This is a genomic window from Nocardioides conyzicola (assembly GCF_039543825.1).
Lineage (GTDB): Bacteria > Actinomycetota > Actinomycetes > Propionibacteriales > Nocardioidaceae > Nocardioides > Nocardioides conyzicola.
Window position 1 is genome coordinate 2,281,299 of sequence record NZ_BAABKM010000002.1, and the last position, 13,135, is coordinate 2,294,433.

The 13,135-nt window shown below is 73.1% G+C and carries 12 protein-coding genes; 8 read left to right on the forward strand and 4 right to left on the reverse strand.

What is annotated here, in order from left to right:
- Positions 1 to 10 precede the first annotated feature (10 nt).
- Complete coding sequence (locus ABEA34_RS14090; protein ID WP_345521965.1) at positions 11 to 571, reverse strand: helix-turn-helix domain-containing protein; 561 nt, start codon at positions 569 to 571, stop codon at positions 11 to 13.
- A 66-nt stretch (positions 572 to 637) separates the two neighbouring features.
- Here ABEA34_RS14090 and ABEA34_RS14095 point away from each other — a divergent pair, with 66 nt between their 5' ends.
- The 3 genes from ABEA34_RS14095 to ABEA34_RS14105 are packed head-to-tail and all read left to right on the forward strand — an operon-like array spanning position 638 to position 3,259.
- Positions 638 to 1,603 carry an NAD(P)/FAD-dependent oxidoreductase gene (locus tag ABEA34_RS14095; RefSeq protein ID WP_345521966.1) on the forward strand — a complete coding sequence of 322 codons (966 nt, stop codon included), beginning with the start codon at positions 638 to 640 and terminating at the stop codon, positions 1,601 to 1,603.
- Positions 1,600 to 2,235 carry an SAM-dependent methyltransferase gene (locus ABEA34_RS14100; RefSeq protein WP_345521967.1) on the forward strand — a complete coding sequence of 212 codons (636 nt, stop codon included), beginning with the start codon at positions 1,600 to 1,602 and terminating at the stop codon, positions 2,233 to 2,235. Before ABEA34_RS14095 ends, ABEA34_RS14100 begins: the two co-directional genes overlap by 4 nt.
- A 25-nt stretch (positions 2,236 to 2,260) precedes the next feature.
- Entirely contained in the window at positions 2,261 to 3,259 is a 999-nt protein-coding gene (locus ABEA34_RS14105) for a helix-turn-helix transcriptional regulator (protein ID WP_345521968.1), read from the forward strand.
- Here ABEA34_RS14105 and ABEA34_RS14110 read toward each other — a convergent pair.
- A complete protein-coding gene (locus ABEA34_RS14110; RefSeq protein ID WP_345521969.1) occupies positions 3,201 to 4,439 on the reverse strand; it encodes an MFS transporter in 1,239 nt (412 codons plus the stop codon). The two genes, ABEA34_RS14105 and ABEA34_RS14110, sit on opposite strands and share 59 nt — an antisense overlap.
- Before the next feature lie 68 nt (positions 4,440 to 4,507).
- On the opposite strand from ABEA34_RS14110, the gene ABEA34_RS14115 reads away from it, so the two are divergent.
- Genes ABEA34_RS14115 through ABEA34_RS14125 form a run of 3 tightly spaced genes read left to right on the forward strand, consistent with a single transcriptional unit; the run spans position 4,508 to position 6,805 of the window.
- Entirely contained in the window at positions 4,508 to 5,098 is a 591-nt protein-coding gene (locus ABEA34_RS14115; RefSeq protein ID WP_345521970.1) for a helix-turn-helix domain-containing protein, read from the forward strand.
- Entirely contained in the window at positions 5,098 to 5,457 is a 360-nt protein-coding gene (locus ABEA34_RS14120) for a sterol carrier family protein (protein ID WP_345521971.1), read from the forward strand. Before ABEA34_RS14115 ends, ABEA34_RS14120 begins: the two co-directional genes overlap by 1 nt.
- A gap of 10 nt (positions 5,458 to 5,467) precedes the next feature.
- Positions 5,468 to 6,805, forward strand: coding sequence for a dipeptidase (locus ABEA34_RS14125; RefSeq protein ID WP_345521972.1), 1,338 nt, complete (start codon positions 5,468 to 5,470; stop codon positions 6,803 to 6,805).
- 4 nt (positions 6,806 to 6,809) lie between these two features.
- Here ABEA34_RS14125 and ABEA34_RS14130 read toward each other — a convergent pair whose 3' ends face one another.
- Positions 6,810 to 8,561, reverse strand: coding sequence for an ATP-binding protein (locus tag ABEA34_RS14130; RefSeq protein ID WP_345521973.1), 1,752 nt, complete (start codon positions 8,559 to 8,561; stop codon positions 6,810 to 6,812).
- 20 nt (positions 8,562 to 8,581) lie between these two features.
- Positions 8,582 to 10,324, reverse strand: coding sequence for an ATP-binding protein (locus ABEA34_RS14135; RefSeq protein WP_345521974.1), 1,743 nt, complete (start codon positions 10,322 to 10,324; stop codon positions 8,582 to 8,584).
- Between the two features lie 127 nt (positions 10,325 to 10,451).
- Here ABEA34_RS14135 and purF point away from each other — a divergent pair, with 127 nt between their 5' ends.
- Positions 10,452 to 11,996: an amidophosphoribosyltransferase gene (purF, locus tag ABEA34_RS14140; protein WP_345521975.1), complete on the forward strand. Its 1,545-nt coding sequence runs from the start codon at positions 10,452 to 10,454 to the stop codon at positions 11,994 to 11,996.
- Positions 11,997 to 12,024: 28 nt separating this feature from the next.
- A complete protein-coding gene (gene purM / locus ABEA34_RS14145; protein ID WP_345521976.1) occupies positions 12,025 to 13,089 on the forward strand; it encodes a phosphoribosylformylglycinamidine cyclo-ligase in 1,065 nt (354 codons plus the stop codon).
- Positions 13,090 to 13,135: the final 46 nt, after the last annotated feature.

The following is a 13,135-nucleotide window of genomic DNA, read 5'->3' on the forward strand; positions in this document are numbered from 1 at the left end:
GCGTACGCCGTCACCGCACGTGCATCCGCTCCCCCTGCGGGCCGTAGAGCGCCAGCAGCTCGACGGGGTGCGGCCCGGGATTGCCCAGCCAGTGCGGGGTGCGGGTGTCGAACTCCACCACCTCGCCCGGCTCGATGACCATGTCCTGGTCGCCGAGCAGGAGGCGGAGCCGGCCGGAGAGGACGTAGATCCACTCGTACCCCTCGTGGGTCGCGAGCTTCGACGGCAGGTCCTCGTCCTTCGGGATGATCACCTTGAACGCCTGGAGTCCGCCCGGCCGCCGGGTCAGCGGGAGGTACGTGCGTCCGTGGCGCGTGATCGGCTTCGCCCGTACGCGCGGGTCGCCGGTCTCCGGCGCGTCGACCAGCTCGTCGAGCGGGATCTGGTGCGCCCGCGCCAGGGGCAGCAGGAGCTCCAGGGTCGGCTTGCGCTGGCCGGACTCGAGCCGCGACAGGGTGCTCACCGAGATGCCGGTCGACTCCGCCAGCTCCGCCAGCGTCGCGCCGCGCTCCAGCCGGGCCGCGCGCAGCCGCGGGCCGACGGCCTCCAGGACGTCCTCGAAGTCGGTCATGGTCCCAGTTTGCCATTCCGGCAACGAAACTTGTCAATACGGCGAACCGATCCGCACACTCGGGGCATGGACACAACACAGACGTACGACGTGGTCGTGGTCGGCGGCGGAGCCGCCGGCCTGAGTGGAGCGCTGGCCCTGGGCCGGGCGCGGCGCAGGGTGCTGGTCGTCGACGCGGGCGACCCCCGCAACGCCGCCGCCGGGCACGTGCACAACTACCTCGGCCGGGAGGGCACCCCGCCGGCCGAGCTGCTGGAGATCGGCCGCGCCGAGGTGGCGGCGTACGGCGTGGAGGTGCGGCCCGGCCGCGTCACGACCGCCACGCCGACCGGTGCCGGGTTCGAGCTGACCCTCGACGACGGCAGCGCCGTCGGGGCGCGCCGGCTGCTGGTCACGACCGGCCTGACCGACGTGCTGCCGGAGATCGCGGGCCTCGCCGAGCGGTTCGGCAACGACGTGCTGCACTGCCCCTACTGCCACGGCTGGGAGGTGCGCGACCGGGCGATCGGCATCATCGCGAGCAACGCGTTCGCCCTGCACGGGGCCGGGCTCTGGCGGCAGTGGAGCGACGACGTCACGCTCTTCCTCAACGACCGGCTCGAGCTGTCTGCGGAGGACGCGGAGCGGCTGGCCGCCCGCGGGGTGACCGTGGTCGCGGGCGCCGTCGCCGAGGTCGTTGTCGAGGACGACCGCCTCGTCGGCCTGCGCCTGGGGTCCGGGGAGGTCGTGCCCCGGGAGGCGGTCGTCGCCGCACCGCAGTTCGTCGCCAACTCCGACCTGCTGACCTCGCTCGGCCTGGAGCCGGTGGCCTTCGAGATGAACGGCGTGGTCTTCGGGTACGCCGTCCCCTCGGACGCCAACGGCGCCACCACGGTGCCCGGCGTCTGGCTCGCCGGCAACGTCACCGACCTGCGTGCACAGGTCATCTCGGCCGCCGCCGGCGGCCTGAACGCGGGTGCCATGATCAACATGGACCTGATCGAGGAAGAGACCGCGGCAGCGGTCGCGACGTACCGGAAGGTGTCGGCATGAGCCACGGACACGAGATCACCCGTGAGCACTTCGAGCAGGCGTCGTGGGACGAGCGGTACGCCGGCGAGGGCCGCACCTGGAGCGGCCGGCCCAACGCGGTGCTGGTCGCCGAGGCGAGCGACCTGACGCCCGGCCGGGCCGTGGACCTGGGCTGCGGCGAGGGCGGCGACGCGATCTGGCTGGCCGAGCGCGGCTGGCAGGTCACCGCGATCGACTTCTCCGACGCCGGTCTGCGCAAGGCCGCCGAGCACGCCGCCGAGCGCGGCGTCGCCGACCGGATCGAGTTCCGCCAGGCCGACCTGCGCACCTGGACCCCGGAGGGCGAGCAGTGGGACCTGGTCACGTCCTGCTTCCTGCACCTGCTCGACCACGGGATGCTCGAGGCGACCCGGCAGATGGCGGCCGGGGTCGCCCCGGGCGGCACCCTGCTCGTCGCCGGGCACCACCCGGAGGACGAGCACACCGGGCTGCGCTGGTCGATGCCGGGCGTCATGTTCACGGCGGACGAGCTCGCCCCCGCCCTGGATCCCGCCGCGTTCGAGATCCACGCGGAGGCGCGCACGCGCACCGAGACGCGGCACGACGAGACGCACACCGTCACGGATGCGGTGCTGCGAGCGGTCAGGATCTGACCTCAATTCGCCGTACGCTCGGGGCATGTCGACCAGCGCCCGGATGCTGCGGCTGCTCTCGCTGCTGCAGACCCACCGCTACTGGCCGGGCGCCGAGCTGTCCGACCGGCTGGCGGTGAGCCCGCGGACGCTGCGCCGCGACATCGACCGCCTCCGGGAGCTGGGGTACGACGTGGACGCCGTCCGCGGGGTGTCCGGCGGCTACCAGCTCCGGGCCGGTGCGGCGCTGCCGCCGCTGCTGCTCGAGGACGACGAGGCGGTGGCGATCGCGGTCGGGCTGCACACGGCGGCGTCCGGCGCGGTCGCCGGCCTCGAGGAGACGTCGGTGCAGGCGCTCACGAAGGTGATCGCGCTGATGCCGCCGCGGCTGCGCCGGCGCATGGACGCGCTGCGGTCGCAGACCGACGGCGTCCCGTGGGGCGGCGGGCCGGCGGTGGATGCCGGGACGCTCACCGTGCTCGCGCAGGCCTGCCGGGACGACGAGCTGCTGACGTTCGGCTACCAGGCCCGGGTGGGGGACCCCACGCACCGGCGGGTGGAGCCCTTCCGGCTCGTGTCCCTCGGTCGGCGGTGGTACCTCGTCGCCTACGACCGCGACCGTCAGGACTGGCGGTCCTTCCGCGTCGACCGGATCTCCGGCCCCGAGCTCACCGGGCAGCGCTTCCGTCCGCGCGACCTGCCGGCCGAGGACGCACCGGCCTTCGTGCGCGCCGGCATCAAGGCAGTCGGCCAGCGGTACGTCGTCCGCGTCCGGCTCACCGCGCCCGCCGCCACGGTCGAGGAGTACGTCGGCCGCTGGGCCACCATCGAGCCCGACGGCTCCGGCTGCCTGCTGACGATGGCGACGGACACCCTGGACTGGCCGCTGATGGTGCTCGCCCACCTCGACAGCGACTTCACCGTGGAGGAGCCGCCCGAGCTGGTCGCGCTGGTCGCCACGGCCGCCGAGCGCTTCGCCCGCTCGGTCAGGCCGGCGCGGTCCACCGCTCCCAGGCGGCGGGCCGGGGGACCGACCGGACGCTGACCGACAGGGTGGGGATCAGGGCGACCCCGGCGGTGAGCACCCCGAGCACCGCGATCGCCCAGCCGCCGCCGAGCCCGGCCAGCAGGGCTCCCGCCAGCACCGGCGCCAGCGGCATCGCCGACATCGACACGAACTGGCTGGTCGCCTGCACCCGGCCGAGCAGCTCCGGCGGGGTGACCGCCACGCGGTAGGAGCCGATCCCCGCGTTGCCGGCCGGGTTGAGGAACATCCCGGCGGCGAGCGCGGCCGCCACCACGGCCGGCTGGTTCCACAGGGCGAGAGGTACGACGAGGGGCAGGAAGCTCCAGGCGACCGCGATGGTCAGCCGGCCGGTCGCCGTACGGTCGATGATCCAGGGGGCGACGACGGCGCCGAGGATGCCGCAGAGCCCCGCGGCGGTCTCGACCAGGCCGATCTGGAAGGCCGGGAAGCCGCCCTCGATCAGGCGCAGCACGGCGACGAAGAAGAGGGCGTTGACCGCCAGGTTGGTGAGCGCGCCCCACACCGTCAGGACCCGGAAGAACGGGCGCGACGCGATGAACCGGACCCCCTCCGCGAGGTCGTGGGCCGGGCGCCGCGGGGTCGTCGTGGTCGGTGCGGACAGGTCGGTCCGGACCCGGCCGAGCAGCAGCCACGAGACCGCGAAGGAGACGGCGTCGGCCGCGAACGGCAGCCACCGCGTCACGGCGTACAGCACGCCACCGAGCGGTGCGCCGAGCAGCCCGGCGACGTGCAGTCGGGCCTGGTTCTGGCTCATCGCGGTCGGCAGGTCCTCGGCGGCGACCACGGTGCGGACCGCCGCGAGCTCGGCGGGGGAGAAGAGGCCGGCGGCGGCCCCGGTCAGCAGCGCGACCACGAGCAGGTGCGGGACCGTGAGCGCGCCGCCGAGGTCGGCCGCCACCAGCGAGGCGTACAGCACCACCCCGATCCCTGCTGACGTGCGCATGATCCGCCGGCGGTCGAACCGGTCGGCGAGCACGCCGGCGGGCAGCAGCGTCGCCGCCATCCCGAGCAGGTGGGCCGCCTCGGCGCCGGCCGCGACCAGGGTCGATCCGGTGAGGGCGTAGGCGATGAGCGGGAAGACGAACATGCTCACCCGGCTGCCGAGCTCGCTGATCGTCTGTCCTGCCCAGAGCACCGTGAAGTCGTGGTTGCGGGCGAGGTTCCGGTAGCCGGTCATATTCGCACCATATATTGCGCAAGTAATGTTGCGCAATAGTGCGTGCGCAATTCCGCTACGCTGGGCGCATGCCGTATCACTCCCAGGGTCAGCCGGTCCACGACCCGAAGATCCTGCGGGCGATCGCCCACCCGGTCCGCAACCGGATCCTCACCGAGCTGACCGCGAGCGGCTCGATGCGCGCCGCCGATCTCGCCCGCGAGCTCGACATCCCGGCCAACCAGGCGAGCTTCCACCTGCGTCAGCTGGCGAAGTACGGGCTCGTCGAGGAGGACCCCGAGGCCGCCCGCGACAAGCGGGACCGCGTCTGGCGGCCGACCTCGGAGCACGGCCTGTCGGTGAAGATGGACGAGCTCGAGCGGCTCCCGGGCGGCAAGGCGGCCGGAGCGGTCTTCCGCCAGCACGCCTCGAGCTGGGGGCACGCCGTCGTCGACGCGGCGTACGCCCCCGAGGGTCCCGGCCCCGACACCCTGCGCACCGTCAACGAGAGCGCGGTCCGGCTGACCCAGGAGGAGGCCGGGCAGCTCGCCGAGGAGCTGGACGCCGTCATCGCCGCCTGGACGAAGCGGACCCGGGGGCGCGATCCCGAGCGCCGCACGTACCTGTGGTTCTCCGTCCTCCAGCCCTACCCGGAGTCGATCGCGCGGGAGGACGGCTGATGGCGGCCCGTCTGCGCCCGGCCGACCCCACGGACGTCGCCGCCGCGATGGCCCGGGTGGCCGCCGACGAGGCCGACCGCGCCGACCTCCGGCTGCTCGTCAAGCACTTCCTGGCCGTGCTCGAGGACCGCGCGCCCGGCCACTCGGTCGAGGTGCGCATCCCGCCGTACGCCGCCGTGCAGGTGATCCCCGGCGTCCGGCACACCCGCGGCACCCCGCCGGCGGTCGTCGAGATGGACGCCGGCACCTGGGTCGCCCTGGCCTCCGGCGCCCTCACCTGGGCCGACGCCGACGGCACCGGCCGGGTCCGTGCCAGCGGCGAGCGGGCCGACCTGACGGCCTACCTGCCGCTGACATAAGTTGGCGGGCATGAGTGACGACTTCGCCGCCAAGGTCCAGTCCGTGCTTCCGGGGGTCCGCAGGGACCTCGAGGACCTGGTGCGGATCGAGTCCGTCAGCGCCGACCCCGAGCGGCTGACCGAGGTGGAGAAGAGCGCCGAGAAGACGGCCGAGCTCTTCGCCGCCGAGGGGGTCGACGTCGAGATCGTGCGCGCGTACGACGGCGCGCCGCCCGCCGTCATCGGGGAGAAGAAGGGGCCGGAGGGTGCGCCCACCGTGCTGCTCTATGCCCACCACGACGTGCAGCCCGAGAACGACCACGCCGACTGGGACTCCGCCCCGTGGGAGCCGACCGAGCGCGACGGGCGCCTCTACGGCCGCGGCGCGGCCGACGACAAGGCTGGGATCATGGCGCACGTCGGGGCGCTGCGGGTGTTCGGCGACGACCTGCCGGTCACCGTGCGCCTCTTCATCGAGGGCGAGGAGGAGGTCGGCTCGGACACGCTGGTCGAGCTGCTCGGGAAGTACCAGGAGCGCCTCGAGGCGGACGTGATCGTGATCGCCGACTCCGGCAACTGGGACATCGGCGTGCCCGCGCTGACCACGAGCCTGCGCGGCCTGGTCCGCGTCGACGTCGAGGTCCGCACCCTGACCCACGCCGTGCACTCCGGCATGTGGGGCGGCCTGGTGCCCGACGCGCTGATGACGCTGAGCCGCGTGATCGCCACGCTCCACGACGACGCCGGGAACGTCGCGATCGCGGGCCTGCACAGCGGTCCCGCCGCCGACGTCGACTACCCGGAGGAGCGCCTCCGGGCCGAGTCGGGCGGCGCACCCGGCATCGAGTGGATCGGCAGCGGGTCGACGGTCGAACGGCTGTGGACCAAGCCCGCCCTGAGCATCACCGGCCTCGACGCGCCCAAGGTCGCCGGGGCCAGCAACACGCTCGTCCCGGCCGCCAAGGCCCGGATCTCGCTGCGCATCGCGCCGGGCGACACCACGGAGAACGCGCTCGCCCGCCTGGTCGCCCACCTCGAGGCGAACGTGCCGTGGGGTGCGACCCTGACCCACACCGTCGTCGACACCGGCGAGGCCACCCAGATCGACGCCACCGGCCCGGCGTACGACGCGGCGCGGGCGGCGTTCACCGAGGCCTGGGACGGCACCGCGCCGGTCGACATGGGCGTCGGCGGTTCGATCCCCTTCATCGCGGAGTTCCTCGAGGCCTTCCCCCGGGCGAGCGTCCTGGTCACCGGCGTCGAGGACCCCGACACCCGGGCCCACGGGGCCAACGAGGGTCTGCACCTCGCGGAGTTCGAGCGGGTCGTGCTCGCCGAGGCGCTGCTGCTGCGCAACCTCGCGCGCTGACCGGTCAGGCGCCCGGCAGCCGGACCCGGAAGGTGCTGCCGCTACCGAGCTCGGACTCCAGCTCGATCGACCCGCCGTGCCGGTCGACGAGACGGCGCACGATCGCGAGCCCCAGCCCGGTGCCCGACCGGTGGGCCGCGTCGGGGTCCGCGGAGCGGTAGAACTCCTCGAACACGTGGGCCTGGTCGGCCGCCGAGATGCCGATGCCGTCGTCGGTGCAGGTCAGCACCACCTCGCCGGCGACCTGCTCGAGGGTGACGACGACGTGGCCTCCGTCAGGAGTGTACTTCACCGCGTTGCCGACCAGGTTGGCGACGACGTGCTCGAGCTCGTGCTCGATCCCGCGCACGGGGACCTGTCCGGCTGGGAGGTGTCCGGTCACGGTGATCTGCCGGCGCTCCGCGGGCTCGGCGTTGAGCTCGACGATCCCGGCGACGGTCGCCCGCAGGTCGACGGTGCCGGCGGCGTCGAGGTCGCCCTCGCCCGTGCGGTGCAGCACGAGCAGCTCCTCCACCACGCGGGAGAGCCGGACGCTGCCGCGGTGGATCGCCGCGACCGCGTTGCGGGACCGGTCGGACAGGCCGGAGTCGCCCTCGAGGAGCTCGAGGAAGCCGACGATGCTCGTCAGCGGGGTGCGCAGCTCGTGGGACACGGTGGCCACCAGGTGGCTCTTGTAGTCGGCGAGCTCCTGCAGCTCCTGCACCAGCCGGTGCTCGCGCTCGAAGTTGCCGGCGGTGGCGAGCGCTCGGCCCAGGTCGCGGCCGATGTCGAACGCCACGTCGGCCTCGCCCGCGCTCCACTCGGCGCCGCCCTGCTCGCGGGTCAGCCCGAGCCACCCGAGGCACTCCGTGCCGGCACCGAGCGGGACGACGAGCAGCGACTCGCAGTCCATGAACTCGAGCACCTCGGCGAGGTCGGCCGCTCCGAGCGGCTCCGGCGGCAGCCGGTCGGGCGCGAAGACGCCGACGGTCTGGCGGTCCCACGCGGCCGCGGCGTACCGCGCGAGCAGGTCGATCAGCGTCGGCGGCGGCGAGTGCGGGTCGGCGTCGCGGACCGGGCGCGGCTCGGCTCCGAAGAGGTGGGTCCACACGGCCTGCGCCCGGAACCCGTCCACGAGGGCCCCGCCGCACTGGGTGAGCACGTCGTCGACCGACATCGAGCCGGTCGCGCGCCGGACGATGTCGGCGGCCGCGCCCGCGAGCCGGATCTGCTCGGCGAGGCGCTCCGACTCGAGGATGGCGGCGATGGCCCGGCAGGCCTGGCGCGCGTACATCTCGAGCAGCTCGCGGGTGCCGTCGACCGGGACCAGCCCGTCCTTCGGGAGCTCCATGCCGAGGATGCCGACCAGCTGTCCGCGGTCGTCGTGGATCGGCGCGACCAGCATGTCCTCGGGGTGCCAGGCACCCTCCGGTACGTCGCGGGGGCGGTCCGAGAACCAGCCCCACTTGTCCACGTCGATGATCAGGCTGTCGTGGGGGATGAACTTCAGCGTCCCCCAGTCCTCGGCCAGCTCCAGCTGCCCGAGGAGGTCGGCGACCGGGGCGAGGCTGTCGATCAGCCGCTCGCGCGCGTCGGCCGGGCCCACGAGGCACAGGACGTGCAGGTAGCCGTCGTCGCGCACCGCGCTGACCCCGACGACGTCGAAGCCGGCGACCTCGGCCAGCGTCTCGACGATGGACTGGAGCGAGTCCCGGGCCTGGACGTCCGACCACCGCGAACCGCGGACGGGTCGCTCATCGGTGGGCTGCTCGGACATCGACCCGATCCTATGAGCGGTCAGGCCGCCGGCAGGTGGACCCGGAAGGTGCTGCCGTGGCCGAGGTCGGACTCGATGTCCATGCTGCCGCCGTGGCGCTCCACGATCCGGCGCACGATCGCCAGCCCCAGCCCGGTGCCGGGCTGGGCGAGGGCCAGCGGGTTCGAGGACCGGAAGAACTCGGTGCCGAGCCGGGCGACGTCCTCCGCCGACATGCCGATCCCCTCGTCGCGGCAGGTGAAGACGACGTCGCCGTCGACGACGTCGATCGCGACCGTGACCGAGCCGCCCTCCGGGGTGTACTTCACCGCGTTGCTGATCAGGTTGGCGCACAGCCGGTCCAGCTCGTCGGCGTCGCCCAGCGCGAGGACCGGCCCGTCCGGCACCTCGACCTTGAGGTCGAGGCGCTTCTGCTGCGCGCTGAGCTCGACCAGGTCGATGACCTCGTCGAGGACGTGGCTCAGGTCGACCGGGGTGGGAATGACCGGGTTGTCCGGGTCGCCGACCTTCGACAGCAGCAGGAGGTCGTCGATCACCTTGACCATCCGCTGGGCTCCGCGCTCCATCGCCGCGAGCGACCCCCGCGTCGTACCGGCGAGGTCGCGCGCGGACTCGAGCATCTCGAGGTGGCCGAGCACCGACGACAGCGGGTTCTTGAGCTCGTGGGCGACGGTGGCGATCAGCTGGCCCTTGTAGGTGTCGAGCTCCTGGAGCTCGACGACCAGCTGGTGCTCGCGCTCGAAGGTGCGGGCGTTGAGGATCGCGCGGCCGAGGTCGTGCCCGATGTCGAGAGCGGCGGCCGCCTCGGTCTCCGTCCACTCCGGGGCCCCCGGGAGCCGGGTGAGGACCAGGTTGCCCAGGCACTCCGGTCCGGCACCCAGCGGGATGAAGAGCAGCGACTCGACATCGATGCCCCGGAGGAAGCTGAGCACCGCCGCGCGCTCGGCCGGGTCGAGCGACTCGTCGTCCTCGACGTTCGACGCGACGATGACCACCTGCTGGGACCGCCAGGCGGCCTGGGCGGTGGACTCCGCGATCTTCACGAGATCGGGCGTGAGCGCCACCTCGGTGGGATTCGACGAGTAGATGTGGCCCAGGCCCTCGGCCCCGCGGGCGAACGTGTGGATCCACATGCCGGCCGCCCGGAAGCCCTCCAGGAGCGCGTCGCGGCTGTCGGCCGCGATCCGCTCGAGGCTGAGCTGGGCCGTGGCCCGCCGGACGATCCTGCGGGCCGCCTGCGCCATCCGCACCTGCTCGGCGAGGGCCTCCCGCTCGAGGGCGACGACGACGGCCCGGCCGGCCTGCTCGGCGTACATGTTGAGCAGTGCGCGCTGCTCCTCGCCCGGTCGGCGCCCGTCGGCGGGCACGTCCATCGCCAGGGTGCCGCGCAGGACGCCGTTGTCGTCGTACAGGGGCGCGATCAGGAGGTCGAGCGGGTGCCACGCGTCCGGGGCGTCGATCGGCTCGATGTCGGGGACCCAGCCCCACTCGTCGCCGGCGTCGGGCTCGAGCCGCTCGTGGGGCACGAAGCGGAGGAGGCCCCAGTCGTCCGCCTTCGCGATCTCGCCCGCCAGGCGGTCCACCGGCGTACGGGATCCCTCGAGCTGGCTGCGGGCCACGTCGCTGCCGGCGACCGCCACGACCTCGAGCTTGCCGTCCTCGCGGACCACGCTGATGGCGGCGACCCCGAAGTGGGCGACGTCGGTGACGCCCTCGGCGATCAGCTGGAGGGCGTCGCGCGACCCAGCATCCGAGAGGCGCACGCGCCCTCGGACGGGCCCTGCCGGGGTGTCCCGGGGCATCGGTCCTCAACTTCTTCCGGTGGTCGAGGTCATGGTAAGCGCGCGTCCCGGACTGGGTGGCACGGGTGTCCAGCCGTAGACTTCAGGAGTGCCCTTCCAAAGCAGCCCCCGCAAGGGTGGCGACGGCAGGTTGACCGCGGCGCTCGACCCCCACGACCAGGGTCCTCAGGACGCCTGCGGGGTGTTCGGGGTCTGGGCTCCCGGTGAGGACGTCGCCAAGCTGACGTACTTCGGGCTCTACGCCCTCCAGCACCGTGGCCAGGAGTCGGCCGGCATCGCCGTCAGCAACGGCCGCCAGATCCTGGTCTACAAGGACATGGGCCTCGTCTCCCAGGTCTTCGACGAGACCACGCTGGCGTCGCTCAAGGGTCACCTCGCGATCGGGCACAGCCGCTACTCGACGACCGGCGCGAGCACCTGGCAGAACGCGCAGCCGACGTTCCGCCCGACCGCCGACGGCTCCATCGCCCTGGGCCACAACGGCAACCTGATCAACACCGCCGAGCTCGCCCAGATGGTCGTCGACCTGCCGGGCCCCGATGACGAGCTCGACCTGCACACCCGTCCGCAGGAGACGTCGACCAACGACACCAGCCTGGTCACCGCGCTGCTGGCCCACCACCCGGACACGTCGCTGGAGCAGCGGGCGCTCGAGGTGCTGCCGCTGCTGCAGGGCGCCTACTGCTTCGTGTGGATGAACGAGAACACCCTGTACGCCGCCCGCGACCCGCAGGGCATCCGGCCGCTCGTGCTGGGCCGCCTCGACCGGGGCTGGGTGGTCGCGTCCGAGGACGCCGCCCTGGCCACGATCGGCGCCAGCGTGGTCCGCGAGGTCGAGCCCGGCGAGATGATCGTCATCGACGAGAACGGCCTGCGCTCCCACCGTTTCGCCGAGCCCGACCGCAAGGGCTGCGTCTTCGAGTACGTCTACCTCGCCCGCCCGGACGCCACCATCAGCGGCCGCAGCGTCCACGAGTCGCGCGTCGAGATGGGCCGGCAGCTGGCCCGCGAGTTCCCGGTCGAGGCCGACCTGGTCATCCCGGTCCCCGAGTCCGGCACGCCGGCCGCGGCGGGGTACGCCGAGGAGTCCGGCATCCCCTTCGGCCAGGGCTTCGTCAAGAACGCGTACGTCGGCCGCACCTTCATCCAGCCCAGCCAGACGCTGCGCCAGCTCGGCATCCGGCTCAAGCTCAACGCGCTCGAGCACATGATCCGCGGCAAGCGGATCGTCGTCGTCGACGACTCGATCGTCCGCGGCAACACCCAGCGCGCCCAGGTGCGGATGCTCCGGGAGGCCGGTGCCCTCGAGGTGCACGTCCGGATCTCCAGCCCGCCCGTGAAGTGGCCGTGCTTCTACGGCATCGACTTCGCGACCCGCGCCGAGCTGATCGCCAACGGCCTGACCCCCGAGGAGATCGCGGCCAGCGTCGGCGCCGACACCCTCGGCTACATCTCGCTCGACGGGATGATCGACTCGACGAAGCAGACCCGCGACACGCTCTGCACGGCGTGCTTCACGGGTCAGTACCCGATCGAGCTGCCGGACGAGAGCCTGCTGGGCAAGCACCTGCTCGAGGCGACCCTGAGCTCGCCCACGATGGGCAAGGCGCTGCCCGTCCTCAACAACCCGTGACGTCGACCCAGCCCGACCAGGAGACCTCGTGAGCGAGTCCAACGCGTACGCCGAGGCCGGCGTCAACATCCAGGCCGCCGACACGGCCATCGAGCTGATGAAGGGCTGGATCGAGAAGTCGCGGCGGCCCGAGGTCATCGGTGGGCTCGGCGGCTTCGCCGGTCTCTTCGACGCGTCGGCGCTGACCCGCTACGAGCGCCCGCTGCTGGCGACCTCCACCGACGGGGTCGGCACCAAGGTCGCGATCGCCCAGGCGATGGACATCCACGACACCATCGGCTTCGACCTGGTCGGCATGGTCGTCGACGACCTCGTCGTCTGCGGTGCCGAGCCGCTCTTCATGACCGACTACATCGCGACCGGCCGGGTGGAGCCCGAGAAGATCGCCGCGATCGTGAAGGGCATCGCCGAGGGCTGCGTGCTCGCCGGCTGCGCCCTCATCGGTGGCGAGACCGCGGAGCACCCGGGCCTGCTCGGGCCGGACGAGTACGACGTCGCCGGCGCGACGACCGGCGTCGTCGAGGCCGCCAAGCTGCTCGGGCCCGGCCGCGTCCGTCCGGGCGACGTGGTGATCGCGATGGAGGCGTCGGGTCTGCACTCCAACGGCTACTCCCTGGTCCGCCACGTGCTGCTCGAGAAGGCCGCGCTGCCGCTCGAGGGCCACCACGACGACTTCGGGCGCACCCTCGGCGAGGAGCTCCTCGAGCCCACCCGGATCTACGCGAAGGCCTGCCTCGAGCTGGCGGACCGCACCCAGACCCACGCGATGTCGCACGTGACCGGCGGCGGCCTGGCCGCCAACCTCGAGCGGGTGATGCCGGTCGAGCTGTCCGCCACCCTGGACCGGGCGACCTGGACGCCGCAGCCGATCTTCGACCTCGTCCGCCGGGTCGGCGACGTGTCGCAGCCGGACCTGGAGGCCACCCTCAACTGCGGCGTCGGCATGGTCGCCCTGACCGCGCCGGACGACGTCGACGCCGCGATCGGCGTACTCGCCCAGCACGGGATCCGGGCCTGGGTCGCCGGCGAGGTGACGCCCGCGACCGGGCGTGGCGGGGCGGTCGAGCTGGTCGGTCAGCACCCCGGCTGGTGACATTCGGCGCGATTGCCGTTCGAATCGCTGGAACCGATGTGCAGGA

Excerpts from the sequence above, each read along its gene's own strand:
- ABEA34_RS14120 (WP_345521971.1), top strand. The coding sequence starts at position 5,098 with ATGGCGGCCCGTCTGCGCCCGGCCGACCCCACGGACGTCGCCGCCGCG.
- ABEA34_RS14105 (WP_345521968.1), top strand. The coding sequence starts at position 2,261 with ATGTCGACCAGCGCCCGGATGCTGCGGCTGCTCTCGCTGCTGCAGACC.
- ABEA34_RS14100 (WP_345521967.1), top strand. The coding sequence starts at position 1,600 with ATGAGCCACGGACACGAGATCACCCGTGAGCACTTCGAGCAGGCGTCG.
- ABEA34_RS14095 (WP_345521966.1), top strand. The coding sequence starts at position 638 with ATGGACACAACACAGACGTACGACGTGGTCGTGGTCGGCGGCGGAGCC.
- ABEA34_RS14130 (WP_345521973.1), bottom strand. The coding sequence starts at position 8,561 with ATGTCCGAGCAGCCCACCGATGAGCGACCCGTCCGCGGTTCGCGGTGG.
- ABEA34_RS14115 (WP_345521970.1), top strand. The coding sequence starts at position 4,508 with ATGCCGTATCACTCCCAGGGTCAGCCGGTCCACGACCCGAAGATCCTG.
- ABEA34_RS14110 (WP_345521969.1), bottom strand. The coding sequence starts at position 4,439 with ATGACCGGCTACCGGAACCTCGCCCGCAACCACGACTTCACGGTGCTC.
- ABEA34_RS14125 (WP_345521972.1), top strand. The coding sequence starts at position 5,468 with ATGAGTGACGACTTCGCCGCCAAGGTCCAGTCCGTGCTTCCGGGGGTC.
- ABEA34_RS14090 (WP_345521965.1), bottom strand. The coding sequence starts at position 571 with ATGACCGACTTCGAGGACGTCCTGGAGGCCGTCGGCCCGCGGCTGCGC.